Annotated in this window: 19 protein-coding genes, 3 pseudogenes and 1 riboswitch; of the genes and pseudogenes, 12 read left to right on the forward strand and 10 right to left on the reverse strand. The window is 73.4% G+C overall.

The window, feature by feature from the left end:
• Position 1 precedes the first annotated feature (1 nt).
• The 3 genes from ACIODU_RS29265 to ACIODU_RS29275 all read right to left on the reverse strand — a co-directional run bounded on the left by ACIODU_RS29265 (position 2) and on the right by ACIODU_RS29275 (position 3,622).
• Positions 2–1,360 (reverse strand): hypothetical protein, encoded by a 1,359-nt coding sequence (locus ACIODU_RS29265; RefSeq protein WP_401771316.1) that lies wholly within the window; start codon positions 1,358–1,360, stop codon positions 2–4.
• A gap of 258 nt (positions 1,361–1,618) precedes the next feature.
• Positions 1,619–2,746 (reverse strand): alpha/beta hydrolase, encoded by a 1,128-nt coding sequence (locus tag ACIODU_RS29270; protein WP_401771319.1) that lies wholly within the window; start codon positions 2,744–2,746, stop codon positions 1,619–1,621.
• 99 nt (positions 2,747–2,845) lie between these two features.
• Positions 2,846–3,622 (reverse strand): class II aldolase/adducin family protein, encoded by a 777-nt coding sequence (locus tag ACIODU_RS29275; RefSeq protein ID WP_401771322.1) that lies wholly within the window; start codon positions 3,620–3,622, stop codon positions 2,846–2,848.
• A 169-nt stretch (positions 3,623–3,791) separates the two neighbouring features.
• Between ACIODU_RS29275 and ACIODU_RS29280 the strand changes: the two genes are divergently transcribed.
• The 7 genes and pseudogenes from ACIODU_RS29280 (at position 3,792) to ACIODU_RS29310 (ending at position 13,530) form a co-directional block, all read left to right on the forward strand.
• A complete protein-coding gene (locus ACIODU_RS29280) occupies positions 3,792–5,063 on the forward strand; it encodes an inorganic phosphate transporter (RefSeq protein ID WP_356432027.1) in 1,272 nt (423 codons plus the stop codon).
• A gap of 13 nt (positions 5,064–5,076) precedes the next feature.
• Positions 5,077–5,328 carry a hypothetical protein gene (locus ACIODU_RS29285; RefSeq protein WP_401771325.1) on the forward strand — a complete coding sequence of 84 codons (252 nt, stop codon included), beginning with the start codon at positions 5,077–5,079 and terminating at the stop codon, positions 5,326–5,328.
• Positions 5,329–5,639: 311 nt separating this feature from the next.
• A riboswitch (cobalamin riboswitch) is annotated at positions 5,640–5,789 on the forward strand.
• Positions 5,790–6,032: 243 nt separating this feature from the next.
• Positions 6,033–7,046 (forward strand): annotated as a pseudogene (locus ACIODU_RS29290) (cobalamin biosynthesis protein); the annotation flags it as partial.
• A gap of 797 nt (positions 7,047–7,843) precedes the next feature.
• Positions 7,844–9,403, forward strand: coding sequence for a cobyric acid synthase (locus ACIODU_RS29295; RefSeq protein WP_401771327.1), 1,560 nt, complete (start codon positions 7,844–7,846; stop codon positions 9,401–9,403).
• An 85-nt stretch (positions 9,404–9,488) separates the two neighbouring features.
• Positions 9,489–11,516 carry a putative cobaltochelatase gene (locus ACIODU_RS29300; RefSeq protein WP_401771330.1) on the forward strand — a complete coding sequence of 676 codons (2,028 nt, stop codon included), beginning with the start codon at positions 9,489–9,491 and terminating at the stop codon, positions 11,514–11,516.
• Positions 11,516–12,115: a cob(I)yrinic acid a,c-diamide adenosyltransferase gene (gene cobO / locus ACIODU_RS29305; RefSeq protein WP_401771332.1), complete on the forward strand. Its 600-nt coding sequence runs from the start codon at positions 11,516–11,518 to the stop codon at positions 12,113–12,115. Before ACIODU_RS29300 ends, cobO begins: the two co-directional genes overlap by 1 nt.
• On the forward strand, positions 12,109–13,530 hold the full coding sequence (locus tag ACIODU_RS29310) for a cobyrinate a,c-diamide synthase (protein WP_401771335.1): 1,422 nt from the start codon (positions 12,109–12,111) through the stop codon (positions 13,528–13,530). The genes cobO and ACIODU_RS29310 overlap by 7 nt, the downstream gene beginning before the upstream one ends.
• A gap of 8 nt (positions 13,531–13,538) precedes the next feature.
• Here ACIODU_RS29310 and ACIODU_RS29315 read toward each other — a convergent pair whose 3' ends face one another.
• On the reverse strand, positions 13,539–14,303 hold the full coding sequence (locus tag ACIODU_RS29315) for a ZIP family metal transporter (RefSeq protein ID WP_356432015.1): 765 nt from the start codon (positions 14,301–14,303) through the stop codon (positions 13,539–13,541).
• 96 nt (positions 14,304–14,399) lie between these two features.
• Here ACIODU_RS29315 and ACIODU_RS29320 point away from each other — a divergent pair.
• The 3 genes and pseudogenes from ACIODU_RS29320 to ACIODU_RS29330 form a co-directional block, all read left to right on the forward strand.
• Positions 14,400–14,732: pseudogene (locus ACIODU_RS29320) on the forward strand (cobalamin biosynthesis protein); the annotation flags it as partial.
• Between the two features lie 180 nt (positions 14,733–14,912).
• The gene (gene cobC / locus ACIODU_RS29325) at positions 14,913–15,974 is read left to right on the forward strand and encodes an Rv2231c family pyridoxal phosphate-dependent protein CobC (RefSeq protein ID WP_401771337.1); all 1,062 of its coding nucleotides are present in this window, start codon (positions 14,913–14,915) and stop codon (positions 15,972–15,974) included.
• A gap of 688 nt (positions 15,975–16,662) precedes the next feature.
• On the forward strand, positions 16,663–17,229 hold the full coding sequence (locus ACIODU_RS29330) for an SMI1/KNR4 family protein (RefSeq protein ID WP_401771340.1): 567 nt from the start codon (positions 16,663–16,665) through the stop codon (positions 17,227–17,229).
• A gap of 271 nt (positions 17,230–17,500) precedes the next feature.
• On the opposite strand, the gene ACIODU_RS29335 is transcribed toward ACIODU_RS29330, so the two are convergent.
• Both ACIODU_RS29335 and ACIODU_RS29340 read right to left on the reverse strand, forming a co-directional pair.
• On the reverse strand, positions 17,501–18,445 hold the full coding sequence (locus ACIODU_RS29335) for an SCO1860 family LAETG-anchored protein (RefSeq protein ID WP_401771343.1): 945 nt from the start codon (positions 18,443–18,445) through the stop codon (positions 17,501–17,503).
• A gap of 283 nt (positions 18,446–18,728) precedes the next feature.
• The gene (locus tag ACIODU_RS29340) at positions 18,729–19,805 is read right to left on the reverse strand and encodes an amidohydrolase family protein (protein WP_401771463.1); all 1,077 of its coding nucleotides are present in this window, start codon (positions 19,803–19,805) and stop codon (positions 18,729–18,731) included.
• Positions 19,806–19,921: 116 nt separating this feature from the next.
• Between ACIODU_RS29340 and ACIODU_RS29345 the strand changes: the two genes are divergently transcribed.
• The gene (locus ACIODU_RS29345; protein ID WP_401771346.1) at positions 19,922–21,019 is read left to right on the forward strand and encodes a pyridoxal-phosphate-dependent aminotransferase family protein; all 1,098 of its coding nucleotides are present in this window, start codon (positions 19,922–19,924) and stop codon (positions 21,017–21,019) included.
• Between the two features lie 100 nt (positions 21,020–21,119).
• Here the strand turns inward: ACIODU_RS29345 and ACIODU_RS29350 are convergent, their stop codons facing one another.
• Positions 21,120–22,187, reverse strand: a complete 1,068-nt coding sequence (locus tag ACIODU_RS29350) for an alkene reductase (RefSeq protein WP_356432003.1) — start codon at positions 22,185–22,187, stop codon at positions 21,120–21,122.
• 381 nt (positions 22,188–22,568) lie between these two features.
• Here ACIODU_RS29350 and ACIODU_RS29355 point away from each other — a divergent pair, with 381 nt between their 5' ends.
• A complete protein-coding gene (locus ACIODU_RS29355; protein WP_237531588.1) occupies positions 22,569–23,012 on the forward strand; it encodes a MarR family winged helix-turn-helix transcriptional regulator in 444 nt (147 codons plus the stop codon).
• Between the two features lie 1,028 nt (positions 23,013–24,040).
• On the opposite strand, the gene ACIODU_RS29360 is transcribed toward ACIODU_RS29355, so the two are convergent.
• From ACIODU_RS29360 to ACIODU_RS29370, 3 genes and pseudogenes are all read right to left on the reverse strand, one after another.
• Positions 24,041–25,102, reverse strand: coding sequence for an aminotransferase class V-fold PLP-dependent enzyme (locus ACIODU_RS29360; protein ID WP_401771351.1), 1,062 nt, complete (start codon positions 25,100–25,102; stop codon positions 24,041–24,043).
• 93 nt (positions 25,103–25,195) lie between these two features.
• Positions 25,196–25,951 (reverse strand): DsbA family oxidoreductase, encoded by a 756-nt coding sequence (locus tag ACIODU_RS29365; RefSeq protein ID WP_401771354.1) that lies wholly within the window; start codon positions 25,949–25,951, stop codon positions 25,196–25,198.
• Positions 25,952–26,099: 148 nt separating this feature from the next.
• Positions 26,100–26,570: pseudogene (locus ACIODU_RS29370) on the reverse strand (SDR family NAD(P)-dependent oxidoreductase); the annotation flags it as partial.
• Positions 26,571–26,581: the final 11 nt, after the last annotated feature.

Here is a 26,581-nt window from a genome sequence, read left to right on the forward strand (position 1 = left end):
CTCAGGCGCCCCCGGTGTGCACCTGGAACGCGGCCCGGCGCACGGCCTTGGCGAGGGCCGGGTCCGGGTGCGCGGCGGCGAGCGCGACCAGGACCTGGACGGTACGGGGGTGGCCGATCGCCCTGACCTCCCTGAGGAGGGCGGGGACCGTGCCCTGGACGGCGGACTCCAGGTGCCGTACGAGCAGGTCGGTCTCCCCGTGGTCGGCGACGGCCGCCGCGGTGTCGACCCAGAGCCAGGTCGCCTCCTCACGGGTCAGGACGTCGGCGGCGTCGTCCGGGTCGGCGCCCTCGTACTCCGCCAGCCAGAGGAGCGCGTACGGCCGCAGGGACGTGTCGTTCACCGCGGCCCGTACGGACGGCTCGGCGGGCGCTCCGACGACCCGCAGCGCCTCGAAGGCGAGACCGCGCAGCAGCGCGTCCTCGCCGCGGGCGACGGCGAGCAGTTCGGTGATGGCGCTCCCGGCGGTGCGCGCGGCGAGCCAGGCGCGGTATTCGGCGCGGGCCGGTCCCGGGGTGAGCCGGGCGCAGCCGCGGAGCATGTCCTGGGCGTGCTGCTCGATGTTGCCCGCCGGGCTCTGGGCGGCGACGCAGATCTGCTCCAGCTTGACCCACACCGCCCAGTTGCCGAGGGGGGTGAGGGTGGCCTGCCCCTTGCCCAGCGTCAGCGCGCCGACGGCGGCCAGGCCCTCCAGGGCCCAGTCGAGGAGGGGAGGCAGCAGCGCCTCGTCGGAGACGCCGGAGGCGTCCGGAGCGTCCGTGGTGTCGGCCGGCTCCGTCGTGCCGTCCGCGCCGGACGCTTCCGCGCCCTCGGGGCCGTACGGCACCTCCGGTACCTCGCAGCGCTCCTCGTGGAGTTCGGCGACGCGCTGCTGGAGCAGGTCCAGCAGCGCCGGGGCGGTGACGGGGCCGGCGGACAGCTGCAACAGGGAGAGCACCTGCGGGACGGCCTCGACCACCTCGGCGACGGTCGCGGGGGCGACGTCGTCGGGGGCGGGGTGGATGAGCGACCAGGCGTCGAAGAGCGCCACCCAGCCGCGCAGGACGGCGCTGTCGTCGCGGTCCCAGGCCTGGAGCCGCCAGCCGGGGCGCACGGTCCCGCCGTGCAGTTCGACCAGTCCGGCCAGCCGGGCGCGGTCCCAGCTCGCCCTGACCTGTTCCGCCGTCAGGTCCAGCGCGGCCGAGGCCCGTTCCTGGGTGTGGGCGGCGAGATGACCCGCTCCGGGGTCGCGGTCGGCGGCCGCCCAGCGGGCGATCCGTACGGCGTCGGCGAGGACGGCCCTCGCCTGACGGGCCAGCTCCGCCGGTGGCGGAGTGCCCTCGGGCGGCCGGGGTGCGGGGCGGCCGCGCCCGTCGGTCACAGCCCGTCGTGCCGTGGTCAACGGCCTCGGGGTGACAAGTCGGAGTCTGGAGTTGCGCGCCAATTGCTCATCAGGCTTTCGGGACGTCACGGGGGCAGTCTTCCCGGTGACTGCCCGAAAGCCCAAACGGAACCTCTCCCCTCGCTCCTGGCCCGGTGGAGGGAGCCCCTCCCACGAGGTCAACGGAGTGGTACGGATGGGGCGAAAGCGCGCTTCCGGAGTCGCGGCGGACGGCTCGCGGGGGTGGTGGGGCGTCCGTTACATCAGGGGGACGAGGAAGCGGCGGAGGGTTTCCTCGTAGTCCTCGGGATCGGCGTTCCACATGGCGCCGTGCGGGGCGTGCGCCACAGGGTGAAGGGAGATCAGTTCCGGCCGGTGGGCGGCGAGGGCGCGGGCGGGTTCCCAGGGCGTGAGGACGTCGCCGGGGCCGTGGAAGATCAGGGTCGGGACCCGCAGGTTCCGGGGGTCCGCGGCCTGGCGCAGCCGGTTCCCGTGCAGTCCGGTGCTCCCCTGGGCCGCCCTGACGGCGAGCGGCATCAGCGCCGCCGGGACCCGGCGGGCGGAGGCGAGCGCCCGCAGCGTGAACTCCCAGTCGAGCACCGGCGAGTCGAGCACCAGGCCGGAGATCCGCGCGGTGAGCGTGGAGTCCGCGGCGGCGCGCAGCGCCATGGAGGCGCCGGTGGACCAGCCGTACAGGATCACCCGCTCGGCGCCGTACCGGACGGCGTAGCGGATTGCCGCGTCGAGGTCGCGCCATTCGGAGTCGCCGAGGTGGCCGAGGCCGTCCGGGGAGCGGGGCGCGCCCGCGTCGCCCCGGTAGGCGAGGTCGAGCACCGGGAACCGCCGGCCGGTGAGGAACGGCAGGAGGTTCAGCGGGTGCTCGCGGGTGGTGCCCAGGCCGTGGGCGGTGATCACCCAGGTCTCGCGCTCCCCCGGTACGAACCACGCGGGGAGCGCGCCCAGTTCACCGGGGATCAGCACGTCCTTGTGGTCGATCCCGAGGGCCGTGGTGGGGTCGCCGCTGTACAGCTGGGGGGTGAGCCGCACGCGCGCGCCGGGCGAGAGCGTGCCCCGGCTGACGCGTTCCAGCCGCCGTACGACGGTGTCGGCGTCGCGCGCCTCCCCGTCGAGGACGGGCCCGACGACCGCGTGCAGGCCGGGGGCCTCGAGTCCGTAGGTGCCGGGCCGCACGGAGGCGAGGCAGCGGGTCAGGGTGACGTGTCCGGGGGCCGTGGCGTGCACGGTCAGCCAGGGGTCTCCGGGCAGGGGCCGCCCGGGCGATGCCTTGAGCGCGGCATCGCTGGCGTACCGGCCGGCCGCCACCGCGGCCGCGCCGACACCGATGAGTGTGGAGACGGCCGCTGCCGTCACAGTTGCCGGGCGCATCTCCTCAGTGTCGGTACGGCGGCGGCGGACGGCCACCGGACGGGGGCCGTCAGGGCGGCGGGCGGCGGCTCCGGGGTGCGCGGGCACGCCCCCCGGGGCTCAGGGCTTCTGGCCTCGGCCCTTGAGCTTCTGGCCGTAGCCCTTGAGCTTCTCGCCGACCTCGGCGACCTGGGCGTCGGAGAGCAGGGCCGGGGTGCGGCCGGGGACGGAGGACGCCGTGAGCCAGACGCGGCACATCCACTCCAGCTGGGCCGTGCGGTCGTACGCCCGGTCCAGGGAGTCGCCGTAGGTGACGGTGCCGTGGTTCGCGAGCAGGCAGCCCGTACGGTCGCGCAGGGCGTCGAGCATGTGGGCGGCCAGTTCGGGGGTGCCGTACGTGGCGTAGGGGGCGACCCGCACCGGGCCGCCGAGGGCCGCCGCCATGTAGTGGATCAGCGGCAGTTCGGCGACGAGGGTCGAGACGGCGGTGGCGTGGACGGCGTGTGTGTGGACCACGGCGGAGGCGTCCGTGGTGCGGTAGATCTCCAGGTGGAGCGGCAGCTCGCTGGTCGGGCCGAGCCGGCCGGAGACCTGGCGTCCCGAGAGGTCGACGGCGACCAGGTCGCCGGGGGTGAGTCGGTCGTACGGCACCCCGCTCGGGGTGACGAGGACCTCGTCCCCGACCCGTACGGAGACGTTGCCCGACGTGCCGACGACGAGCCCTTCCGCGGTGGTCCTGCGCGCGGTCGCCACCAGCTCGGCCCAGGCCCGGTCGCGCGCGTTTGCGTGGCCGTCGGCGTGGCCGTCCGCATGGCTGTCGGCGTCGCCGTCCGCACGGTCGTCGGCATGCCTCTCGGCGGGGCGCTCCGCGACCCGTCCGGTCAGATGATCAGTCATATGACGATCCTGTCAGGCGGGGTGGAAAAAGGGCAGGTCGGACACCACATCGAGACGCCAGGAGAGCCCTTCGGGAGAGACACCCCGAGTACCTCCTCAGTTAACCTTCCGTTCACCCTGCATCCTTACGTTCACCGTGGCCACCGACGTCGAACGATTGCCTGGGTAAATGGAACACTTCACGCTGCTCCTCGCGATCGTGATCGTGACGGCTCTCGTGTTCGATTTCACGAACGGTTTCCACGACACCGCGAACGCGATGGCGACGACCATCTCGACCGGCGCCCTGAAGCCCAAGACGGCGGTGGCGATGTCCGCCGTCCTGAATCTCGTCGGCGCGTTCCTGTCCGTGGAGGTCGCCAGGACGATCTCCGGCGGACTCATCAACGAATCGGGCATCCGGACCGAAGTGATCTTCGCGGCGCTGGTCGGGGCGATCATCTGGAATCTCTTCACGTGGCTGCTGGGGCTCCCGTCGAGTTCCTCCCACGCCCTGTTCGGCGGCCTCATCGGCGCCACCCTGATGTCCGTCGGCACCTCGGGTGTCAACGGCGGCGTCGTCATCACCAAGGTCCTGATCCCGGCGCTCGCCGCCCCGCTCGTCGCGGGACTGGCGGCCATGCTCGCCACCCGGCTGACGTACCGCGTCAGCGCCCGTACGGACGAGAAGGCCACGGCGAAGGGCTTCCGGGCCGGGCAGATCGCCTCCGCGGGCCTGGTCTCCCTCGCCCACGGCACCAACGACGCGCAGAAGACGATGGGCGTCATCACGCTCGCGCTGGTCACCGGCGGGGTCCTCTCCCCCGGCTCCAACCCGCCCCTGTGGGTCATCGTCTCGGCGGGCACGGCGATCGCGCTCGGCACGTACCTCGGCGGCTGGCGCATCATCAAGACCATGGGCACCGGCCTCACCGACCTGCGCCCGCAGCAGGGCTTCGCCGCGCAGACCAGCGCCGCGACGGTCATCCTGGCCTCCTCGCACCTCGGCTTCTCGCTCTCCACGACGCAGTCCTGCTCCGGCGCCGTGATGGGCGCCGGCCTGGGCCGCAGGGGCGGGGTCGTCCGCTGGTCGACCGCGACCCGGATGTTCGTCGCCTGGGGGCTGACCCTGCCCGCCGCCGGACTGGTCGCCGCCGGGGCGGAGTTCCTGACCGGCCACGGCACCTGGGGAGTCACCGTCGTGGCGATCCTGCTCGTCGCCGCCTCCGGCGCGATCTGGCTCGCGTCGCGCCGCCGTCCCGTGGACCACACGAACGTGACCGGGGCCGAGGTGGTGCCGGTGACCGTGGGCGCGGACGCGGGTGCCTCCGGGGTCACGGTGAGGGGCCTCGGGTCCATGGACGCCGCGACCGCCGGCCTGACGACCACCATCCCGGGGCCCGTCACCCTGCCCACCCCGCCCGCCGTCGCCGGCGAGTCGGCGCGAACCGCCACGGTGTAAGGAAAGCGATCACATGAAAATCGACTGGGCAGCCCTCGGCTCCGTGTTCGGCGTCAGCCTCGTGTCCACCATCGGTCTGGTGGGCCTGTTCACCCTCGGCATCGTGGCCCTGGCCAAGCAGGAGCCGGCGGCCTCGGAATCGGCCGGCGGTTCGGCGGGAGATTCCCCTGCGGGCTCCGCGGCGCTGGCGCGCACCGGCGCCTACGCGTGCTTCGCGCTGTGCGCGGCGGCGGTGGCGTACGGCATCTACCTGATCGTGGCCTGACCGTACGTACGGCGCCAGGGCGTGTCCGGGAAGTGCGGGTCGTCCGCTCGGAGGGCGGGGCTGGCGGCGTCCGGTGCGTGCGAGCGCAAGGCGGAGGGCCGCGCGGGTACGGGAGGTACTCGCTCGGTCCGACAACGCCGCGAGCACGCGTGCTGGACAGCGCGAGCGCTCGTGCCGTCCACCGCGAGCCGGACACCACTTCGCGGACACTCCCTAAGGCCCGGGGCACGCCCCCGGGCCTTTCGTGTGTTTCGTGTGGGGCTTCGCACACTGCCCCGCCGCAGGTCAAGGGCGGGTTGACGGGCGTTCTCGCAGCGTGGTGGACTGCCGGGGCCAATTACGGCGGCAGCAGAGGAAGCCGGTGCGAATCCGGCGCGGTCCCGCCACTGTCACCGGGCACGGTGTCCCTTCGGGGAAACGGTCCCCGGGAGCCAGGAACTCTCGCCGCGCGTTTTCCGTCGAGCCGGGGCGCGGACCCTGAGTGAGGACACGTCGCCATGCCTGGCCGCGCCTGCGCCTGTGCCGCCGCCGCTTCTGTCGGCCTCGCCCTGTGGGCCTCGACCCGCGCCGGTGCGTCCACCGCGCGCGCCGCTTCCGGGCTCTCCATCGCATCCACCAACCTCACCGCTTCGGTCACTCCCGTCACTTCCGCGGCAGAAGCGTTCGCGGGCCCAACCCGCTCCCCCGCCTGGGACGCCGCGTGGATCCACGCGTACGGGGCGGCGGGCGGACTGCTCGCCGACCTGCTGCTGGGCGATCCCCGCCGGGGCCACCCGGTAGCGGCGTTCGGCCGGGCCGCAGGGGCCGTGGAACGCGTTCTGCGACGGGACCACCGGGGCTGGGGCGCGTTGCACACGCTGGTCTGCGCGGGCGGCGCCGCAGGCCTGGGCGCGTTGGTGGCGCGGGGGGTACGGGGACGCGGGGCGCCACGGCCTGCGGGTGCCAGGCCGGCCGGAGTTGCCGGGATGGCAGGACTTGCCGAGGCGGCAGGACTGGCCAGGGCGGCCGGACGTGCTGGGTTCTTGGGGCGGCGGGGTGCCTTCGTCGTGCTGACCGCCCTCGCTACCTGGTCCGTTGTCGGTGGTACGTCGCTGGCGCGGGAGGCGCGGGCCATTGGGCGGGCGCTTTCCGACGGGGACGTCGAGCTGGCCCGGGAGCGGTTGCCGCACCTATGCGGCCGTGACCCGCAGTCCCTCGACGCCCAGCAGATCGCGCGGGCCGTCGTGGAGTCCGTCGCCGAGAACACCTCCGACGCGGTGGTCGGCGCGCTCGTATGGGGCGCTGTCGCCGGGGTTCCCGGGCTGGCCGGGTTCCGGGCCGTGAACACGCTGGACGCGATGGTGGGACACAAGTCCCCGCGATACCGCCGGTTCGGGTGGGCCTCGGCCCGCCTCGACGACGTGGCAGGCTGGCCGGGCGCCCGGCTCACCGCCGCGCTGGCCGTCGTCGCGGGCGGCGATCCGCGCGGGGCGTGGCGGGCGTGGCGCGACGACGCGCGCAAGCACCCGAGCCCCAACGCGGGCCCGGTGGAGGCCTCGTTCGCGGGTGCGCTGGGCGTACGACTGGGCGGAACGCTCGCGTACGGCGGCCGCGTCGAACACCGCCCGGTCCTGAACAGCGGCGGCCGGCCCGTGGAGATCGCCGACATCGAACGGGCCGTGCGGTTGTCCCGGCGGGTGAGCGCGTTGGCGCTGGCGGTGTGCGTGGCGGGCCGGTTCGCGTACGCGGCCGTTTCGGAAGCGGGGGCGGGGGCGGACGTGGACGCGGGGGCGACTTCGAGAACGGAGGCGGGGGCGGGGGCAGAAACCAGGACGGAGGCCGACCGGGGCGTCGGCGTGAGCGCGGGCGCGGGCTCCCGTGCCGACGCGCGCCTCGCCGCGAACGCGGGCTCCGGTGCCGGCAAGCGCCTCGCCGTAAGCGCGCGCCTCGATCCCGGTGCGCACCTCGGCGCAAACGCAGACTCCGGTGCCAGCACCCGCCTCGCCGCAAACGCAGGCTCCGGTGCCAGCACGCGCTCCGGTGCCGACACGCGCGTCGCCGCAAACGCACGCCTCGATCCCGGCACGCCCCTCGGCGCAAACGCGGACTCTGGTACCAGCACGCGCCTCGCAGCGAGCGCGCGTCTCGATCCCAGTACGCACCTCGATCCCGGTGCGCACCTCGGCGCAAATGCAGGCTCCGGTGCCAGCACGCGTGTCGGCGCGAACACGCGCCTCGACCACGGCACGCGCCTCGCCGCAAACGCGGGCTCCGGTACCAGCACGCGCATCGCCGCGAACACGGGCCTCGACCACGGCACGCGCCTCGCCGCGAACGCGCCCCTAGATCCCGGCACGCGCCTCAGCGCAAACGCGCGCCTCGACCACGGCGCGCCCCTCGGCGTGGACGCCAAGCTCCGTACCAAGTCCGGCCCGCGCGTCGGCGCGCCCGCGGGTCTCCGTGCCGAAGGTGCCGCCCGCCCGGGCCTCCCCGGCCGTACCGGCACCGACGCCCGTACCGACGCCGGGCGGCGACCGTGAAGCGGGGTGGGGTCGGGGGTGGGGTGCTCGTCGCCGGGACCACCTCCGACGCGGGCAAGAGCGTCGTCACCGCGGGCATCTGCCGGTGGCTCGTGCGGCAGGGCGTCAGCGTCGCGCCCTTCAAGGGGCAGAACATGTCCCTCAACTCCTTCGTCACCCGCGAAGGCGCCGAGATCGGCCGGGCCCAGGCCATGCAGGCGCAGGCCGCCCGCGTCGAGCCGACCGCGCTGATGAACCCCGTCCTGCTGAAGCCCGGCGGCGACCGGCGCAGCCAAGTGGTCCTCATGGGGCGCCCGGTGGGTGAGATGAGCGCCCGGGGCTACCACGGCGGCCGCCAGGAAGCGCTACTGGGCACCGTCCTGGAGTGCCTGGCCGAGCTGCGCCGTACGTACGACGCCGTGATCTGCGAAGGCGCCGGCAGCCCCGCCGAGATCAACCTCCGCCGCACCGACATCGTGAACATGGGCATCGCCCGCGCCGCCCGCCTGCCGGTCGTCGTGGTCGGGGACATCGACCGGGGCGGGGTCTTCGCCTCGTTCTTCGGGACGACCGCGCTGCTGAGCGCCGAGGACCAGGCGCTGGTCGCCGGGTACGTCGTCAACAAGTTCCGGGGCGACGTGTCCCTGCTGGAACCGGGGTTGGAGATGCTGCGCGGGCTGACCGGGCGGGCGACCCTCGGCGTGCTGCCGTGGCGCCCCGGCCTCGGCATCGACGAGGAGGACGGCCTGCGGGTGTCGCTGCGCGGGTCGGTACGGGAGTCCGCCGCGTCCGCCCCGTACGGCGAGGACGTCCTGCGCGTCGCGGTGTGCGCCGTACCGCTGATGTCGAACTTCACCGACGTGGACGCGCTGGCGGCGGAGCCGGGCGTGGTCGTGCGGTTCGTGGACCGGGCGGAGGAAGTGGCCGACGCGGACCTGGTCGTCATCCCCGGCACCCGCGGCACCGTGGGCGCCCTGGCCTGGCTGCGCGAGCGCGGCCTCGCGGACGCGGTGGCCCGGCGGGCGGCGGAGGGCCGTCCCGTCCTGGGCATCTGCGGCGGCTACCAGGTGCTCGGCGAGGTGATCGACGACGAGGTGGAGTCGCGGGCCGGGGTCGTGCCGGGGCTCGGGCTGCTGCCGGTACGGGTGCGGTTCGCGCGCGAGAAGACGCTCGGGCGGCCGGTGGGCGTCGCGCTCGGTGAGCCCGTGGAGGGGTACGAGATCCACCACGGGGTCGCGGAGGTCAGCGGCGGGTCGGCGTTCGTCTCCGACGCGTTCGTCTCCGACGGGAGCGGAGTGGCGCTGGACGGGTGCCAGGTGGGGTCCGTCCGGGGGACGCACTGGCACGGGGTGCTGGAGAACGACGCGTTCCGGCGGCGGTTCCTCGCGGAGGTCGCCCGGGAGGCGGGACGGCGGTTCGTACCGGCGCCGGACACGAGCTTCGGGGCGCTGCGGGAGGAACAGCTCGATCTGCTGGGGGACCTGGTGGAGGAGCACGCGGACACGGACGCGTTGTGGCGGTTGATCGAAGAAGGCGCCCCCGCGGGGCTGCCGTTCATCCCACCCGGTGCGCCGTGACGCCGCGTTCGCCGTCCCCGGCCCCGCCCCCCGCCGTACCGGTCACCCTCGTGCACCACGCACCGATCGCACTCGAAGGAGCCCTATGAGTACCCCCTTTCCGTTCACCGCCGTGGTGGGAATGGACGATCTGCGGCTCGCGCTGCTGCTCAACGCCGTCAGTCCGGCGGTCGGCGGTGTGCTGGTACGGGGTGAGAAGGGCACCGCGAAGAGCACCGCCGTACGGGCGCTGTCCGCGTTGATGCCCGAGGTCGGCGTGGTGGCGGGGTGCCGGTTCAGCTGTGACCCCGCCTCGCCCGATCCGCGGTGTCCCGACGGGCCCCACGAGAGCGGTCCGGGTACGGCGCGGCCCGCGCGGATGGTGGAGCTGCCCGTCGGGGCCTCGGAGGACCGGCTGGTGGGGGCGCTCGACATCGAGCGGGCCCTGTCGGAGGGGGTGAAGGCCTTCGAGCCGGGGCTTCTCGCCGACGCCCACCGTGGGGTGCTGTACGTCGACGAGGTCAATCTGCTCCACGACCACCTGGTCGACCTCCTGCTGGACGCCGCCGCCATGGGCGCCTCGTACGTCGAGCGGGAAGGGGTCTCCGTACGGCATGCCGCGCGGTTCCTGCTCGTCGGGACGATGAACCCCGAAGAGGGCGAGTTGCGCCCGCAGTTGCTCGACCGGTTCGGGCTGACCGTGGAGGTCGCCGCGTCGCGGGAGCCCGGGACGCGGGTGGAGGTCGTACGGCGGCGGCTCGCCTACGACGACGACCCGGCGGGATTCGCGGGGCGTTGGGCCGACGAGGAGCGTGCGCTGCGGGAGCGGATCGTCGCCGCGCGGGCGCTGCTGCCGGAGGTACGGCTGGGGGACGCGGCCTTGTTGCAGATCGCCGCCACCTGCGCCGCCTTCGAGGTGGACGGGATGCGCGCCGACATCGTGATGGCGCGGACCGCGACGGCGCTGGCCGCGTGGGCCGGGCGTACGGACGTGCTCGCCGAGGACGTCCGGCAGGCCGCGCTGCTCGCGCTGCCGCACCGGCGGCGGCGCAATCCGTTCGACGCGCCGGGGCTCGACGAGGACAAGCTCGACGACACGTTGGAGGAGTTCAAGGGCGAGGACGACGATCACGATCCTGAGCCCGACGGGCCCGGGGGTGGGCCGGCGCCCGAGGGTGGGGCCGACGCGCCGGAGGACTCCGGGTCCGAGGAGGGCGACGCGCCCGCCGCCTCGCCGCGGCCCGGGGGCGGGGGTGGCGAGCAGGCCGCCGTGGGGGCCGGGGAGCCGTACCGTACGAAGATGCTCAGCGTTCCCGGCCTCGGCGAAGGGGCCGCCGGGCGGCGGTCGCGGGCGCGTACCGAGCACGGCAGGACCACCGGGTCGCGCCGGCCCCGGGGCGCGCTGACCAAGCTCCACCTCGCCGCGACCGTGCAGGCCGCCGCACCGCACCAGCGGGCGCGCGGGCGCAGCGGGCCCGGCCTGGTCCTGCGCAAGGACGATCTGCGGCAGGCCACCCGGGAGGGGCGCGAGGGCAACCTCGTGCTGTTCGTGGTCGACGCCTCCGGGTCCATGGCCGCCAAGCGGCGGATGAGCGCGGTGAAGGGCGCGGTGCTCTCGCTGCTGCTGGACGCGTACCAGCGGCGCGACAAGGTCGGGCTGGTGACCTTCCGGGGCAAGGACGCGGAGGTGGCGCTCCCCCCGACGTCGTCCGTGGACGCGGCGGCGGCCCGGCTGGAGTCGCTGCCGACCGGGGGCCGGACGCCCCTGGCCGCCGGGCTGTTGAAGGCGCACGACGTGCTGCGGGTGGAGCGGCTGCGGGATCCCGCGCGCCGGCCGCTGCTCGTCGTGGTGACCGACGGACGGGCGACGGGCGGCGCGGATCCGGTCGCGCTCGCGGCGCGCGCCGCGCGGCTGCACGCGTCGGAGGGGACCGCGTCGGTGGTCGTGGACTGCGAGTCGGGGATCGTACGGCTCGGGCTCGCCGGAACACTCGCCGGCGATCTGGACGGCACGTGCGTCACCCTGGACGAGCTGCGGGCCGACAGCATCGCCGGGCTGGTCAGGGACGTACAGGGCGCGCAGGGCGCACAAGGCACACAGGGCGTACAGGGCAACCGACGGAGGGCCGCGTAATGCCGCAGGGACAGCCGGAGACCGTACCGGACGACGGGCTCACCACCCGCCAGCGCCGCAACCGCCCGCTCGTCCTCGTCCACACCGGGGTGGGCAAGGGCAAGTCGACGGCGGCGTTCGGGCTGGCGCTGCGCGCGTGGACGCAGGGGTGGCCGATCGGGGTGTTCCAGTTCGTGAAGTCGGCGAAGTGGAAGGTCGGCGAGGAGCAGGCGCTCAAGGTGCTGGGGGCGAGCGGCGAGGGCGGTTCCGTCGCCTGGCACAAGATGGGCGAGGGCTGGTCGTGGGTGCAGCGCGACAGCCAGCTGTCCAACGAGGAGGCGGCGCGCGAGGGTTGGGAACAGGTCAAGCGCGATCTGGCGGCGGAGACCCACAAGCTGTACGTGCTCGACGAGTTCATGTACCCGCTGCACTGGGGGTGGGTGGACACGGACGAGGTGATCGAGGTGCTGCGTACCCGGCCCGGCACCCAGCACGTCGTCATCACGGGCCGCAACGCCCCGGAGAAACTGGCGGAGTTCGCGGATCTCGTCACGGAGATGACGAAGGTCAAGCACCCGATGGACGCGGGGCAGAAGGGCCAGAGGGGCATCGAGTGGTGAGTGTCCCCCGGCTGGTGATCGCCGCGCCGTCGTCGGGCAGCGGGAAGACCACGGTCGCGACCGGGCTGATGGCGGCCTTCGCGGAGCGTGGACTCGCCGTGTCCCCCCACAAGGTGGGGCCCGACTACATCGACCCCGGCTATCACACGCTCGCGGTCTCGGCGGGCGGTTCCGGGCGGCCGGGGCGCAACCTGGACGCGTACATGAGTGGTACGGCCCTGATCGGGCCGCTGTTCGCGCACGGCGCGGCGGGGTGCGACCTCGCGATCGTGGAAGGGGTGATGGGCCTCTACGACGGCGCGTCGGGGCAGGGCGAACTCGCCTCCACCGCCCAGGTGTCGAAGCTGCTGCGCGCCCCGGTGGTGCTGGTGGTGGACGCTTCGTCGCAGTCGCGTTCGGTGGCGGCGCTGGTGCACGGCTTCGCGTCGTGGGACCCGGAGGTGCGGATCGGCGGGGTGATCCTCAACAAGGTCGCCTCGGACCGGCACGAACTGCTGCTGCGTGAGGCGCTGGACGAGTCGGGTGTCCCGGTGATGGGGGTGCTGCGGCGGACCGAGCACGTCAGCACGCCCTCCCGCCACCTGGGGCTGGTGCCCGTCGCCGAGCGGCGCGCGGACGCGGTGGGGTCGATGCGGGAGCTGGCCGGGCGGGTGCGCGACGGGTGTGATCTGGAGGCGCTGCTGGGCCTGGCGCGGAGCGCGCCCGCGCTGGACGTGACCGCGTGGGCGCCGGAGGTCGAACCGGTCGGCTCCCGGCTCTCCCAGCTCCACCAGGTCTCCCAGGTCTCCCTGGTCCCGCAGGTCCCCCGGCCCTCCCGGCCCGTGGTGGCGGTGGCCGCCGGATCCGCGTTCACGTTCTCGTACGCCGAACACACCGAACTGCTCACGGCGGTCGGCGCGGACGTCGTCCCCTTCGATCCGCTGCGGGACGAACAACTGCCCGACGGCGCGCGGGGGTTGGTGATCGGCGGCGGCTTCCCCGAGGTGTACGCGCCGGAGCTGTCCGCCAACGAGCAACTGCGCAAGGCCGTTGCCGAACTGGCCCACTCCGGGGCGCCGGTGGCGGCCGAGTGCGCGGGGCTGCTCTACCTGGCGCGATCGCTCGACGGAAAGCCGATGTGCGGGGTGCTGGACGCCGACGGGCGGATGTCGGGGCGGCTGACGCTCGGCTACCGGGAGGCGGTGGCCGTCGGTGACAGCGCGCTGGCCGGGGCGGGGACGCGCGTACGGGGGCACGAGTTCCACCGCACGGTGCTGGAGCCGGGCGCGGGCGCGGCGCCCGCCTGGGGGGTCGTGCACCCGGAGCGTCGCCTCGAAGGCTTCGTACAGCACGGGGTGCATGCCAGCTATCTGCACACGCACTGGGCGGCCACCCCGCTGATGGCGCGGCGGTTCGTGGAGCGGTGTGCCGGATGACGTGCCCGTCAGCCGGCGATGCCCACCACCAGCCAGATGAACGCCGCGCCCGCGATCGTGCACAGCACCGTGGAGCGCGCCGGGTGGTCGTGGTGCGCCTCGGGAAGGATCTCGGCGGCGGCCAGGTAGAGCAGGGCGCCGCCGAAGAACCCGAGATAGCTGCCGAGCAGTTCCTCGGGGAGCGTGAACAGCAGCGTCGAGGCCGCGCCGACCACCGGCGCGACGGCGTCCGCGACGAGCATCGTGAGCGCCTTGCGGCGGTCGTTCCCGTACAGGCTGGTCAGGGTGTACGTGTTGAACCCGTCGGCGAAGTCGTGGGCGACGACGGCGAGCGCCACGGCCGCGCCCATGCCCCCGCCGACCTGGAAGGCCGCGCCGAGCGCGATGCCGTCCATCAGGCTGTGCCCGACCATCGCGGCGGCCGCCGTCAGCCCGACCTGCGGCACGCGGGTGTGGGCGTGGCTGTCGTGGGGGCCGGGCGCCTCGCTCTCCTTCGGGTCCGCGCCGTGGGACGCCTGGCGGACGGCCAGCAGGCGTTCCACCAGATGGGCGACGAGGAAGCCGCCCACGAACAGCAGCAGGGCCTGCGGTACGCCGAAGATCTCCTCGCCCGCCGCGCGCATCGCCTCCGGCAGGAGGTCGAGCCCGACCACCCCCAGCATCAGCCCGCCCGCCAGGCCCAGCACGAGGTGCCGGCGGTCGGTGACGCGTTGCGCCGTCCAGCCTCCGAAGAGGGTCATGAGGAACGCGCCGAGCGCGACGAAGACCGCCATGGGCCCTTGCTTAGCCGATGGGCCCCCTCCCGCGCACATCCGGGGTCCCCGCTGGTGGTCGGCGTCGGGGCCCGCGCCGGCGTCTCCGCCGGCGAAATGCTCGGCCTGATCGCCGAAACCCTGCGGGAGGCGGGGCTCGTGGCGGACGACGTCGTGGAACTGGCGACCGTCGACACCCGCGCCGGTGAGACGGGAATCACGGCCGCCGCCGCGCGGCTCGGAGTGCCGGTACGGGGGTACGCGGCGGCGTTCCTCGCGGGGGTCGCCGTACCGAATCCGTCCCCGGCGCCGCTCGCCGCCCTCGGCACGCCGTCCGTCGCGGAGGCCGCGGCGCTCGCGCGGGGCGGCGAACTCCTCGTACCGAAACGGACCTCGCGGCCCCCCGGCCGGGCCGCCTCCGCCACCTGCGCGGTCGCCCGTCACCCGGGCGGGGTGTAACGGAAGGGCCTGGACACGGCGCAGGTGTAGACGGTAGACAACAGCGGCCACGCGGTACACCGCGGGGCGCGTCGTGACGCCCCGGTGACCCCGGGGCATTCGGAAGGAGCCCGGTGACCCCCATGACCGCCGTCCCCCCTCTGTACGGCTACGAGCGGGCCTGTGGCAGCCATGTCTACGCGCGCTGATACGCATGACCTCGGGCATCACGGCGACGCCGAGGTACGGGACTGCCCCGGCGCGCTCGTCGACCTCGCGGTCAACGTCCGCACCGGCACTCCCCCGGCCTGGCTGCGCGCCCGGATCGCGGACTCGATCGGCGGGCTCGCCGCGTACCCCGACGGGCGGGCGGCCCGCGCGGCGGTCGCGGCGCGGCACGGGCTGCCGGCGGAGCGGGTGCTGCTGACGGCGGGGGCGGCGGAGGCGTTCGTCCTGCTGGCGCGGGCGCTGCGGGTCGCGCGGCCGGTGGTCGTGCACCCCCAGTTCACCGAGCCGGAGGCGGCGCTGCGGGACGCGGGCCACACCGTACGGCGGGTCCTGCTCCACGCGTCGGACGGCTTCCGGCTCGATCCGGCGGCGGTGCCGGAGGACGCGGACCTGGTGGTCCTGGGCAACCCGACGAACCCGACGTCGGTGCTCCACCCGGCGGCGGCGATCGCCTCGCTGGCCCGGCCGGGGCGGACGCTGGTGGTGGACGAGGCGTTCATGGACGCGGTGCCGGGTGAGCCGGAGGCACTGTCCGGCCGCGTCGACGTGCCCGGCCTGGTGGTGATCCGCAGCCTCACGAAGACGTGGGGCCTGGCGGGGCTGCGGATCGGGTACGTCCTGGCCGCGCCGGAGACCATCGCCGCGCTGGAGCGGGCGCAGCCGTTGTGGCCGGTGTCGACGCCGGCGCTGGCGGCGGCGGAGGCGTGCATGTCGCCGGCGGCGCTGGCGGAGGCGGAGTCGGCGGCGTGCCTGATCGCCCTGGACCGCCGCCACCTGCTCGCGGGGCTGGCGGAGTTCGACGAGGTACGGGTGGTCCCGGCGGCGGCGGGCCCCTTCGTCCTCCTCCGCATGAACCGCGCGGAGGCGGTCCGGACACGGCTCCGATCCCTGGGGTTCGCGGCGCGTCGGGGGGACACGTTTCCCGGTCTGGACGGCGGGTGGCTGCGAGTGGCGGTACGGGACAGGCCCACGACGAACCGTTTCTTGCAGGCGCTGGACCAGGCGATCGTCGCGGTGGGCCCGTAGCGGTTGATGGGCCTGGCGGCCGGCTTTTGTCCTCAATCGCCGGACGGGCTTGGTTTGTGGCGTCTGCCCGGTGCGCGGGCGCGGCTTACTGATTGTCCTCAATCGCCGGACGGGCTTGATGGTGCCGCTGCGGCCCGGGACCTCGTCCGCGGGTTGTTGCCGGGGGACGGGCAGGGGTCGTGTCCTGCACTGCATGTTTTACGTCGCGTGCGGGGTCTTGTTTTGCGTAACGATCGCCATGCGACACAAAACACGCTTTACGTTCCGGACACGACCCCTGCCCGTCCCCCTTCCAGGCCCGCGTTCAAGACAACCCCCGACCCGCCCCGGTCTTGGAGGACGGCGGGGGCACGTCCAGCCCGTCCGGCGTTTGAGGACGTTGGTAAGTGGCACGGTCCACCGGGCGGAGGCCAGACACCCCGAGTCGGCGGGGTCGTTCAGCTCACCCTCGGCGTGAGGGGGGTGGGGTCGGAGGAGGTGCGTGTGTCCGGACGTAAAGCGTGTTTTGTGGCGCATGGCTACCGTTAACGAAACAAGACCTTGCACGCGCCGTAAAACATGCAGTCCGGACATACGTACCTCCGCAGGCCCCGCCCCCCGTCACCACGACACACCCAGCCCGTCCGGCGATTGAGGACATCAGTAACCCGCGCCCACCACCGCGCCGCAACGGACCACCGCAGAGACTATGAACAAGGACGCCGCCCCGTGGCTTGCGGAGCATGCCCCCGCTTCCTTCGCCTCGCTGAAGGCAGGTGCGTCCGAGGAGGAGATCGCAGCGCTGGAAGACGCTGTCGGTGTTCACGTGCCCGCCGGCGTGACGGCACTGTGGCGGATGCACGCCGGTGCGGATGCTGTTACCAGTGCGGTGTTCATGCTGGGCAACTGGGCGCTGACGGGGCTGGATTCCGTGGAGGCCGTGTACCGGCGGCGCATGCTGTTCCAGCGGGAGAACGAGGCAGGGGAATACATGACGTGGAAGCCGCAATGGATTCCGCCCTGTTCGTACACCGTGACGGACACCTCGTACGGACTGTGTGTGGACGGGACGGACGGCACGATGTGGGAGTGGGAGGAGACCGCGCAAGTGACTCCCCGGTTCGATTCGCTGACCGACTACCTTGAAGAGATGGCCGATGCCCTTGAGGCACCTGCCCTCGCCCTGGGCCCCATGCCGGGAGTAGCCCACGGGGCTCTGATGTGGGGCGAGCCCTCCGACCCCGCAGTCAAAGCGGCATGGGTTCCGCTTGCCTGAGACCACGCGCGGCAGGGGCACGGCCGCGCTCCCCTCACCCATCTTGTCCGGGTAGAGCCGGGCACACTTGTCGCCGCCGGCGACTTGCCGTTCCGCTGAGTGGTCACGTTGCCACGCCGGACTCCCTCTCCCCCCACACACAGAAGAACAGACGGCTCAGGCCTTACCGCTCCTGCCCCCAACAGGTGGCACTCCAAGATCAGTTCGGCTTTCAGGTGGCCGGTCGTGGTGCGGCCGAAGATCGGCCGCCGGGCGCCGCGTGCCCGTACGGCTATCCGCGCCGTGACCTCGCCAGGATCAGGGCCCCCGCGCCCAGCGCCAGCAGGAGCGCCGCTCCGCCCGCCAGGAACGGCGTCGTCGAACTGCCGCCCGTTTCTGCCAGGTGCTCCGATTGCGGCTTCACATCCGGCTTCGGGGTGGGCTTCGCGCCCGGCCGTGAGGGCGACGGCGGTTCCGCCTCCGCCCGGGGCGCCGCGCACGTGGCCTCCGCCAGCGTCACCTCGCCCCGCACCTCCGCCACGTTCAGGTTCAGCGGGTTCACCGACACGCCAAGCCGGAGCGCCACCGCCGCCGCCGTACGCGACGTCCTCGTCGTCTTCGAGACGTCGAGCGTCACCTCGCCGACGCCGGGGACCTCGACCCGCGTCGGGCCCGAGGCCGACAACGTGACGTTCCTGCCCAGGACGGTCACCGCGCCCAGCAGGCGGGACTCGGCCACCGGCCGCCTCCCGGTCTCGCAGACCGCCTTCGACGTGACCTGCTGGATCTCGATCAGCGAGAGCAGCGGCAGCCCGGGGACGTGCACCTTCGCACGGGCGAGGTTCGCGTACCCCTCCGCCCCGCGGTCGTCCACCGTGGCCCGCGACGTCGCCACGTCCGCGCGCAGGACGGTGAACGGCCTGCCCCGGTCGACCCCGTCCAGCTCCACCGTCAGCGTGGACTCGTCCGCGTCGGCGGGGGCCTGTACATCGTTGAGCGCGGCCCGCAGCGGGACGTTGACGGTCTTGTTGAGCAGGGACACGTCGAGCCCGGTCCGCAGGACCACCGCGGTCGCCCGCCCGTCGCCGTCGGTGACCCCCGTGGCCCGCGCGGGCGCGGCCACGAGGACCGGGCCCGCCGTCAGCGCGGCGGCGACCGCCACGGCGGCGCAGCGGCGTGCGGGCATGCGGAAGAGGTTGGTGTTGCCGTTCACGGGTGGAACCCCCACAAGAGACATGGTGTCGCCGGCCGGCCGACACGGGGACACGCGGCGGCGGCGACTGAGACACCGGAATCTTTACGCACTGAGAGTGAACCGACAGACACCTGGGGTGAGTTCACCCCAAAGGGGGGTTTCCGATCGCGGGTTCGACTCGGGTGGCGCACGCGTTCCCCGGAGCGCCGCACATCGCGCGGTCGGGGTCGTGCGCCGGTCGTACCGGAGCCCGGAACGGCTGAAGTGCTTCAACGAGACAGCCAGGCCCCGCGTCACGCTGAGTCAACCCGGCGATCCCCGGCCCTCAGCCGACCACCCGCCCGTTCAGCACGATCACCCGCGGAGCCGCCAGCACCCGTACGTCCGCGCGCGGATCCTCGTCGTACACCACAAGATCCGCGGGCGCCCCCTCCTCCAGGGCCGGGCGCCCGAGCCAGCGGCGCGCCGCCCAGGTCGTCGCGGAGAGCGCGTCCAGCGGCGGGATGCCGGCCGTGACGAGCTCGGCGACCTCCGCCGCCGCGAGGCCGTGGGGGAGGGCGCCGCCCGCGTCCGTACCGACGAAGACGGGGATGCCCGCGTCGTACGCCGCGCGGACGGTGTCGTAGCGCCGCTCGTACAGCCGGTTCAGGTGCGCCGACCAGCGCGGGAACTTCTCCGCGCCGCCCGCCGCGAGCTTCGGGAACGTGGCGATGTTGACCAGGGTCGGGACGATCGCCACCCCGTGCTCGGCGAAGAGCGGAATGGTGTCCTCCGTGAGCCCCGTGGCGTGCTCGACGCAGTCGATGCCCGCCTCGACCAGTTCGCGCAGCGCGACCTCGGCGAAGCAGTGCGCCGTGACGCGCGCGCCCAGCCGGTGCGCCTCGGCGATCGCCGCCACCACCGCCTCGCGCGGCCAGCAGGCGGTCAGGTCGCCCTCCTCGCGGTCGATCCAGTCGCCGACGAGCTTGACCCAGCCGTCCCCCCGCCGCGCCTCCTGGGCGACGTACGCGACGAGGTCCCCGGGCTCGATCTCGTACGCGAAGTTACGGATGTAGCGCCGGGTCCTCGCGATGTGGCGGCCCGCCCGGATGATCTTGGGCAGATCCTCCCGGTCGTCGATCCACCGGGTGTCCGCCGGGGACCCGGCGTCCCTGAGCAGCAGGGTCCCGGCGTCGCGGTCGCCGAGCGCCTGCTTCTCGCTGGTCGCCGCGTCCACCGCGCCGTGGTGGTCGAGCCCGACATGGCAGTGGGCGTCGACCAGGCCGGGGAGGGCCCAGCCCGCCACCGTACGGACGTCACGGGCACCGGGCGGCCGGGTGTAGGTGATCCGGCCGCCGACCACCCACAGTTCGTCCCTGACCTCGTCGGGGCCGACGAGCACCCGCCCCTTCACCCGCAGCACCGCGTGATCACTCATGGACAGCACTGTACGAGGACGATCAGGGGGTCTCCCAGAGCGGTGAGTATCCTCGGTGGGGTCGAACAGAACCTTCCGCACCCCCGTCGAGAGAGCCCCCCGTGACACATCCGCTGCTGGGCCTCGCCCCGCTGACCGCCGCGCACTTCGCCACCATCGAGCGGCGGGTCGCCGCCCTCCTCGCAACGGAGAACGACGTCGTGATCATGCAGGGCGAGGCCCTGCTCCCCCTGGAGGCCTGCATACGGGGCGGCGCCCGGCCCGGTTCGACCGCGCTGAACGTGGTGACGGGGCCGTACGGCCAGACCTTCGGGAACTGGCTGCGCGACTGCGGCGCGAAGGTCGTGGACCTGGAGGTGCCCTTCGACACGGCGGTCACCGCGGCGCAGGTCGAACAGGCGCTCGCCGCGCACCCGGAGACCGACTTCGTGTCGCTGGTGCACGCCGAGGCGGCGACCGGCAACACCAACCCGGTCGCGGAGATCGGCGAGGTCGTACGGGCGCACGGCGCGCTCTTCATGCTCGACGCGGTCGCGTCGGTGGCCGCGGAACCGCTGCTTCCGGACGCGTGGGGCGTGGATCTGTGCGTGATCGGCGCGCAGAAGGCGATGGGCGGGCCCGCCGGGGTGTCGGCGGTGTCGGTGAGCGAGCGCGCGTGGGAGCGGTTCGCCGCGAATCCGGGGGCGCCGCGCCGCTCGTACCTCTCGCTCCTCGACTGGAAGGAGCGCTGGATCGACAGCGGCCGGCGCGCGCTGCCGCACGCGCCCGCCCAGCTGGAGATGCTGGCGCTGGAGGCGTCCGTGGAGCGCATCGAGGAGGACGGTCTCGCCGCGGTGACGGCCCGGCACGCCTCCGCCGCGCGGGCGGCACGCGCGGGCGCGCGGGCGCTGGGCGGCGGGGTCGAGCCGTTTGTGGGCGAGGACGCGGCGGCGGCTCCGGTGGCCACCACGATCCGGGTCCCGGCCGGGGTCGACGCGTCCGAGGTGGTGGCGAAGGCGCTGGCGTCGGACGCCTCGCTGCCGCTGGTCGCGGGGGGCGGCGCGCTCGCCTCCGAGATGGTCCGCGTCAACCACTACGGCCCCGACGCGACGGAGGACGCCGTACGGAAGTCGCTCCTCGCGCTGGGCGCGGCGCTCGGGGAGAGCGGGGTCACTGTGTGCGTGGAGGCGGCGGCGAGGGCGGTCGAGGAGTCCTGGTGAGTACGGGAGGGGGCGGTCCGGTCGTCGTGTGACCGGCCCGCCCCCTCCTGTCGTACCTGTCGTACGGTCAGCCCTGTCGTACGGTCAGCCAGTCGTACGGTCAGCCCGCCAGGACGGGGTAGTCCGTGAAGCCCTTCTCCGTACCGCCGAAGAACGTGGACGGGTCGGGGGTGTTGTACGGGCCGCCGGCCTTGAGCCGCGCCGGGAGGTCCGGGTTGGCGAGGAAGAGCTGGCCGAAGGAGATGAGGTCGGCGACGCCGTCCTCGATGAGCTTGAGCTCCTCGGGGCTGGTGGGCCCGTCGGTCTTGGCGTTGAGGATGAGCGTCCCGGAGAAGTGCTTGCGCAGGACGAGCGTCAACTCGCGGCTGTACTCGACCACATGGACGTACGCGAGACCGAGCGTCTCGAACTGCTGGACCAACGAGGTGTACGTGGCCTCCAGTTCGCCCTCCGCGCCGATGTCGTTGAGCGGGTTTCCGGGCGAGACGCGGATCGCGGTGCGCTCGGCGCCGATCTCGGCGACGACGGCGCGGGCGACCTCGACCGCGAAGCGCGTACGGCCCTCGACGGAACCGCCCCACTCGTCGGTGCGCGCGTTGGTGGTGTCCGACAGGAACTGGTGGATCAGGTAACCGTTCGCGCCGTGCAGCTCCACGCCGTCGAAGCCGGCGTCGATCGCGTTGCGGGCCGCCGCGGCGAAGTCGCCGATCGTCGCTCGTATCTCGTCGGACGTCAGCTCGTGGGGCGTGACGAAGTCCTTCGGACCGTCGTGGAGGTAGACCTGCCCCTTCGCGGCGATCGGGGACGGGGCGACCGGGATCAGGTCGCCGGGCAGGAGGTCGGGGTGGCCGATCCGGCCGGCGTGCATGACCTGCGCGAAGATCGTGCCGCCCTTGGCGTGCACGGCGTCGGTGACCTTGCGCCAGCCGGCGATCTGCTCGTCGCTGTGCAGTCCCGGGGTGTCCGGGTACCCCTGCCCGACGACGGAGGGCTGGATCCCCTCGGTGATGACCAGACCGGCCGAGGCCCGCTGGGCGTAGTACTCGGCGACCACGTCGGTGGGCGCGTGGCTGGGACCGTAGGAACGGCTGCGGGTCATGGGCGCCAGGGCGATGCGGTTGGCGAGCTGCGTACCCGAGAGGTCGATCGGGTCGAACGCGGTGGTCATGGTGACTCCAAAGGCACGGTGGGCCGGCGGCACGGTATGTGGTCGGCCAAGTAAACAACCGCGAGTCACTCTAGCTCATTCCTTGGCCGACCAAGCTAAACTGGGGGCATGACTTCCGACGACCCCGCGTGTCCGGGCGGAGCGCCCGGTTTTACCGGTGTAGGGCCTGGTGGGACGGGTGTCGCCCCGGGGGCGGGGCGAGATGTTTCGCGTGCGCATGACGTTTCGCGTGAGGCACGCGACACCCCGCGCGGGGCGGGCGACACCCCGCCTGGGGCGCATGACGCTCCGCGTGAGGCACGTGACACCCCGCGTGGGGCGGGCGACACCCCGCGTGGGGCGCGTGACGCTCCGAGCGGGGCGCACGGCGCTCCGAGCGGGATGCGCGGGAGCCCCGTGAGCAACGCGCTGTCCCGGATCGCCCGGCTGCATCGCATCGCGGCGGGCAAGCTGCTCCAGCGGACCGGGCTCTACCCGGGGCAGGAGTTCCTGATGATGCACCTGTGGAACGCAGGACCCGTCCGCCAGGCGGAGCTGATCAAGGCGATGGACCTGGATCCGTCGACGGTCACGAAGATGCTCCAGCGCCTGGACCAGGCGGGGTACGTGACGCGAACGTCCGACCCGCTGGACCGGCGGGCGGTCCTGGTCGAGTCGACGCGGGACAGCTGCGCGCTGCGGTCCGAGGTCAAGGACGCGTGGGGCGAACTGGAGGAGCACACGTTGGCGGGGCTGGACGAGGGGGAGCGGGGGGAGTTGGCGCGGCTGCTGTCGAAGGTGGAGGCGAATTTGTGCCGGCAGGCGTCGGAGTGCGGTGACGCGTAGCGGGGCCGTTGCGTTTGCTTCTTTGTCCTCGCGCCGGACGGGCGTGGTTTTGGCGTCTGCCCGGTGCTCGGGCGCGGCTTACTGATGTCCTCAAACGCCGGACGGGCTGGGTGTGCCGTGGTGACGGGGGGCGGGGCCTCCGGAGGCACGTATGTCCGGACTGCATGTTTTACGGCGCGTGCAAGGTCTTGTCTTGATTAACGGTAGCCATGCGCCACAAAACACGCTTTACGTCCGGACACACGCACCTCCTCCGACCCCACCCCCCTCACGCCGAGGGTGAACTAAACGACCCCGTCGCCCCGGAGTCCCGGCCGCCCGGCACGCGAGCGCGGCTCACTGATGTCCTCAAACGCCGGACGGGCTGGATGGTGCCCCTGCGCGGTGCGCGGGTGATGGTCAGGGTCGTCCTCAATCGCCGGACGGGCTGGGGTTGTGTCCAGGCGGGCTGGACAGTGCCCCTGCACGGTGCGCCGGTGCGGGTCACGGTGTCCTCAAACGCCGGACGGGCTTGGGGACGTCCGGGTGGGCTGCGGGGTGCGTCGGAACAGGCGGGATTGTGGCCTCCGCGTCGGTGCCGGGTGCGGGTTACAGATGTCCTCAAACGCCGGACCGGCTTGAAGTGCCCCGGTGCGGGCTCCGGCTGCCTCCCGCCTTGCCCCGGGGTGGGCCGGGTAGTGACGCGGGCCTGGAAGGGGGACGGGCAGGGGTCGTGTCCGGAACGTAAAGCGTGTTTTGTGTCGCATGGCGAACGTCAATCAATACGACCGGTCGCACGCGACGTAAAACATGCAGTGCAGGACACGACCCCTGACCGGCCCCCGGCGACAACCCGCACCCGGGGCACCGGGCCGCAGCGGGCACCACCAAGCCCGTCCGGCGATTGAGGACATCAGTAAGCCGCGCCCGCGACCCGGGCAGACGCCACAAACCAGCCCGTCCGGCGATTGAGGACAAGTAGGAAGCCACGCCGCCCACCGGGCCGCAGACGCCCGTCCGGCGCGAGGACAGCAGCGACCGCAACGCGGTCACCTCGGGGCGAGGGCCTCCAGCACACGGCCCACGTCAGCAGACGCGTTGTACAAATGGAACGCCACCCGCAAGTTCCCCCCACGCGCAGCCACCACCACCCCCGCCTCCCGCAGGGACAACTGCCTCTCCCCCAACCCCCGCACCGCCACAACCGCCGACGCCCCGCCCGCCCCCGCCCCCACCGGCGAGAAGCCCAACCCCGCCGCCCCCTCGCGAAACAGCGACGCCAACCCCACCGCGTGCGCGTGGATCGTTTCGATGCCCGTCGCCTCCAGCAGCGCCAAGGACCGCGCGGCAGCGTGATACGCGAGGAAGGACGGCGGCGCGTCCAACCGCCGGGCCGTGGACGCCAGTCGCTCGACCGGGCCGTACGTGCTGTCCCACGGCGACTCCGCCGCCACCCACCCCGCGTACAGCGGCGGCAGCAATCCCTGCGCCTCCTCCGTCACCGTCAGGAAGGACACACCGCGCGGGCTGAGCAGGAACTTGAACCCACCGGTCACGGTGTAGTCGAAGGCGCCCGCGTCCAGCGGCAGCCACCCCGCCGCCTGACTCAGGTCGGCGAGCGTGCGAGCCCCGTGCGCGGAGGCCGCCGCGAGGATCGACGCGGTGTCGGCCAGCCGGCCGTCCACCGACTGGACCACGGAGAAGGCGACCAGCGCCGTGCCGGGCCGTACGGACTGCGCGAGGGCGTCCAGGGGCACGTACCGCAGTTTGAGGTCGCCGCGGATGGTGAACGGGGTGATGACGGAGCTGAACTCCCCCTCGGGGAACAGCACTTCCGCCCCGGCCGGCAACGACGCCGCGACCAGCGCGACATGCGCCGCGACCGACCCGCCGAGGGCGACCCGGCTGGGGTCGACCCCGGCGATCCGGGCGAAGGAGGCGCGGGCGGACTCGACGGACTCGTAGCCGTCCGAGCCGTCGTAGGAGCCCGTGGCGCTCTTGGCGGCGAGGTCCCGTACGGCCTCGACGGAGCTGCGGGGCAGCAGTCCGGCGGTCGATGTGTTCAGGTACGTTGTCTCGGGCGCGAACTCGGCGCCCCCCAGGGTGGTCATGGACCCACCCTGGGTCCGCCACCACCCCGGGTCAATCGCGTATCCGTGAAGGAAACACCCCAGAGCTGCTTATGGATGGCCCCTGACCAGGGCTTACGCGTGCGCGCCCGCATGGGGCCCGGCGTGCGGGACCGCGCATCCGTCGGGCCCGCAGACGGCCGCGTCGTCCGCGACGTCCGCGTCGCCGCCGCTCTGCCCGATCTCGGTGATGACCCTGCCCTGCCACGCCTGCTCCAGCGCCTGGGTGAACACCTCGGCGGGCTGCCCGCCGGAAACCCCGTACCGCCGGTCGAGCACGAAGAACGGCACCCCGTTCGCGCCCAGTTCGGCCGCCTCGCGCTCGTCGGCCCGTACGTCGTCGGCGTAGGCGTCCGCGTCGGCGAGCACGGCCCGCGCCTCCGCCTCGTCGAGACCGGCCTCGACCGCGAGCGCGACGAGCGTCTCGGAGTCGAAGACGGAGCGCTCCTCGGCGAAGTTCGCCCGGTAGGCGAGGCTCAGCAACTCGTCCTGCCGCCCGCGCGCCTTGGCGAGATGGAGCAGCCGGTGGATGTCGAAGGTGCTGCCGTGGTCACGCCCGTCGATCCGGTACTCGAGGCCCTCGGAGCGCGCGTTGGACGCGACGTTCTCCTCCATCGCACGAGCCTCTTCGCGGGTACGCCCGTACTTGGTTGCCAGCATGTCGACCACCAGAGCGGTGTCCCCCTTGGCCCGCCCGGGATCCAGCTCGAAGGACCGGTGCACCACCTCGACGTCTTCCCGGTGCGCGAACGCCGCCAACCCCTTCTCGAAGCGGGCTTTCCCGACATAACACCACGGGCAGGCGATGTCACTCCAGATCTCGACGCGCATCTCTCAGCTTCTCCCCAGGCCCACGGCCCATAGTCCCGACGCACACGGAGGCCCCCTCCGCTGCCGGGACAACGTCCGAGACTCACCCATGATTCCCCCCGGCCCACCGCCGACAAGCGGGGGGAGCGGGGTTCGCGGCCCGGCCGCGTCAGCCGTTCAGGATCGCCTTCGCGATCTCGTCGGGGTGGGTCAGCAGGCCCTCGTGGGTGCCGGGGACCATGACGGGTTCCCGTCCGAGCCGGGCAGCGAACTCGGCCCCCGGGAGGGGAAGCGCACGGTCGTCCTCGCCGAGGAGGTAGAGCACGGGAATGCCGAGTTCGGTCACGGCGGGGACGTCGAGCGCGTCGAGGAAGTAGTGGCCGGGCAGCGACGTCAGCAGCTCCGCGACCAGGGTGGCGGGGGCGCCGGCGCAGTTGACAAGGACGTCAACTCTGCCGTATCGCTCCTCGACGGCCGAGGCCAGCTGCTCGACGTCCTCTTCCCTGGTCACGTCGGCGCGCTGGAACCGCGCCGCACCGCCCAGTTCGGCCGCGAGCGCCTCCCTCCGGTCCGCCCGCCGCCCGACCAGGACGACACGAGCGCCCTCGTCGGCGAACCTGCGCGCGATCGCCGCCCCGAGGCCACTCGTCG

This window comes from Streptomyces sp. NPDC088261, assembly GCF_044740805.1.
Lineage (GTDB): Bacteria > Actinomycetota > Actinomycetes > Streptomycetales > Streptomycetaceae > Streptomyces.

Bases quoted from the DNA above. Each gene is read 5' to 3' on its own strand.
- ACIODU_RS29365 (WP_401771354.1), bottom strand. From the start codon at position 25,951: ATGCGCGTCGAGATCTGGAGTGACATCGCCTGCCCGTGGTGTTATGTC.
- ACIODU_RS29280 (WP_356432027.1), top strand. From the start codon at position 3,792: ATGGAACACTTCACGCTGCTCCTCGCGATCGTGATCGTGACGGCTCTC.
- ACIODU_RS29335 (WP_401771343.1), bottom strand. From the start codon at position 18,445: ATGTCTCTTGTGGGGGTTCCACCCGTGAACGGCAACACCAACCTCTTC.
- cobO (WP_401771332.1), top strand. From the start codon at position 11,516: ATGCCGCAGGGACAGCCGGAGACCGTACCGGACGACGGGCTCACCACC.
- ACIODU_RS29360 (WP_401771351.1), bottom strand. From the start codon at position 25,102: ATGACCACCCTGGGGGGCGCCGAGTTCGCGCCCGAGACAACGTACCTG.
- ACIODU_RS29350 (WP_356432003.1), bottom strand. From the start codon at position 22,187: ATGACCACCGCGTTCGACCCGATCGACCTCTCGGGTACGCAGCTCGCC.
- ACIODU_RS29330 (WP_401771340.1), top strand. From the start codon at position 16,663: ATGAACAAGGACGCCGCCCCGTGGCTTGCGGAGCATGCCCCCGCTTCC.
- ACIODU_RS29355 (WP_237531588.1), top strand. From the start codon at position 22,569: ATGCGCGGGAGCCCCGTGAGCAACGCGCTGTCCCGGATCGCCCGGCTG.
- ACIODU_RS29300 (WP_401771330.1), top strand. From the start codon at position 9,489: ATGAGTACCCCCTTTCCGTTCACCGCCGTGGTGGGAATGGACGATCTG.
- ACIODU_RS29275 (WP_401771322.1), bottom strand. From the start codon at position 3,622: ATGACTGATCATCTGACCGGACGGGTCGCGGAGCGCCCCGCCGAGAGG.
- cobC (WP_401771337.1), top strand. From the start codon at position 14,913: ATGTCTACGCGCGCTGATACGCATGACCTCGGGCATCACGGCGACGCC.
- ACIODU_RS29315 (WP_356432015.1), bottom strand. From the start codon at position 14,303: ATGGCGGTCTTCGTCGCGCTCGGCGCGTTCCTCATGACCCTCTTCGGA.
- ACIODU_RS29270 (WP_401771319.1), bottom strand. From the start codon at position 2,746: ATGCGCCCGGCAACTGTGACGGCAGCGGCCGTCTCCACACTCATCGGT.
- ACIODU_RS29285 (WP_401771325.1), top strand. From the start codon at position 5,077: ATGAAAATCGACTGGGCAGCCCTCGGCTCCGTGTTCGGCGTCAGCCTC.